Origin of the sequence: Methylobacterium sp. J-076, assembly GCF_022829405.1 — a bacterium.
Taxonomy (GTDB): Bacteria; Pseudomonadota; Alphaproteobacteria; order Rhizobiales; family Beijerinckiaceae; genus Methylobacterium.
In genome coordinates this window covers 1-1876 of sequence record NZ_JAKSXW010000061.1, presented here as the reverse complement: position 1 = coordinate 1876, position 1876 = coordinate 1, and the positions used below count along the sequence as shown (strand labels likewise).

Annotated in this window: 1 protein-coding gene; it reads left to right on the top strand. The window is 69.9% G+C overall.

Translation table 11 applies throughout. The features are described 5' to 3' along the window. Positions 1-2: 2 nt before the first annotated feature. Positions 3-1876 (top strand): beta strand repeat-containing protein (locus MKK53_RS25655; protein WP_409564271.1); only part of this gene is annotated, 1874 nt, incomplete at its 3' end.

The window sequence follows — 1876 nt, the reverse complement described above, 5'->3', positions numbered from 1 at the left end:
CGGTGGACCGCAGCGTCGCGTTGGGCGACTATGCGACGACCTCTGCGGCGACGAACGTGTCGTCTGTGACGATCGGCGGGACGACGTTCGGTGGGTTCGCCGGGACTTCGCCGGTGGGCGTGGTGTCGGTGGGCGCGCCGGGCTCCGAGCGCCAGATCCAGAACGTGGCGGCGGGCCGGGTGACGGCGAGCTCGACGGACGCGGTGAACGGCAGCCAGCTGTATCCGGTCGCGAGCAATGTGGGCGCAATGCTGGACGCGTGGAGCCCGAGCTCCACGGTGGCGACGTCCCTGGCGCTGGGCCGAGGGGCGATCGCGGGGTCGCAGGCCACGGCGGTCGGCCTGTCGGCGAACGCATCGGGGGTGGGCTCGACCGCCCTCGGCGTGCGGTCGAACGCGGCGGGCCAGTCGGCATTGGCCATGGGCGACACGGCCAATGCCAGCGCCTGGAACGCCATCGCCGTCGGTACCGGTGCAACGGGCACCAGCTATGGTGCGACCGCCCTCGGTGTCGGGGCGAACGCAGGCGGCATCTCGTCAGTGGCCGTGGGCGACCTCTCCAATGCAGGCGGCCTTCAGTCCACCGCCCTCGGACGCGCCACCAACGCTTCTGGCCAGCAGGCAGTGGCTGTCGGCAACGGCGCTAGCGCGGGCGGGGCGTATTCCATCGCCGTCGGCAACGCCGCTGTGGCCGCCGGCAATCGAGCGGTTGCCCTCGGCCTTGGGGCGAACGCCTCGGTGGACCGCAGCGTCGCGTTGGGCGACGGCGCGACGACCTCCGCGGCGACGAACGTGTCGTCTGTGACGATCGGCGGGACGACGTTCGGCGGGTTCGCCGGGACTTCGCCGGTGGGCGTGGTGTCGGTGGGCGCGCCGGGGGCGGAGCGCCAGATCCAGAACGTGGCGGCGGGTCGCGTGACGGCGAGCTCGACGGATGCGGTGAACGGCAGCCAGCTGTACTCCGTGGCCTCGACGGTCGGCAGTTCGGTCGGATCGCTGTCGACGGGTCTGGTGGCGACGAATAGCTCGGTGGGCTCGCTGTCCACCGGCCTGAGCGCCGTGGGGAGCTCGATCGCGTCCCTCTCCACCGGGATCGGCTCGCTCTCGACGGGTCTGTCGGGTACGACGAGCACGGTCGCCACTCTCTCGACGGGGGTCGGCTCGCTGTCGACCGGTCTGAGCACGGCAGGTAGCTCGATCGCGTCTCTCTCAACCGGGGTTGGTTCGCTCTCGACGGGTGTTGGGTCGCTCTCGACCGGCTTGAGCGCAGCGGGCAGCTCGATCGCATCCCTCTCGACGGGGGTCGGTTCCCTCTCGACAGGTCTGTCGGGCACGACGAGCATGGCTGGGTCCCTCTCGACCGGTGTGGGTTCGCTCTCGACTGGGTTGAGTGCGGCGGGCAGCTCGATCGCGTCCTTGTCAACGGGTGTCGGCTCGCTCTCGACGGGCCTGTCGGGTACGACGAGCACGGTCGGGTCCCTCTCCACCAGCGTTGGATCGCTCTCGACTGGGTTGAGTGCGGCGGGCAGCTCGATCGCGTCCCTGTCGACCGGTGTCGGCTCCCTCTCGACGGGCCTTTCCGGCACGACGAGCATGGTCGGGTCTCTCTCGACCGGGGTGGGCTCGCTCTCGACCGGGTTGAGCGCAGCGGGCAGCTCGATCGCGTCCCTCTCCACAGTTGTGGGTTCGCTGTCGACTGGGTTGAGCGCGGCGGGCAGCTCGATCGCGTCCTTTTCGACTGGGGTCGGGTCCCTCTCTGCGGAGCTGTCTGGCGCTATGAGCTTGGTCGGGTCCCTGTCGACCGGTGTGGGTTCGTTCTGGCCTGTGTTGTGCAGAGTGGTCAGCACGATCGCGTACTTCATCACATGTGTGGGTTT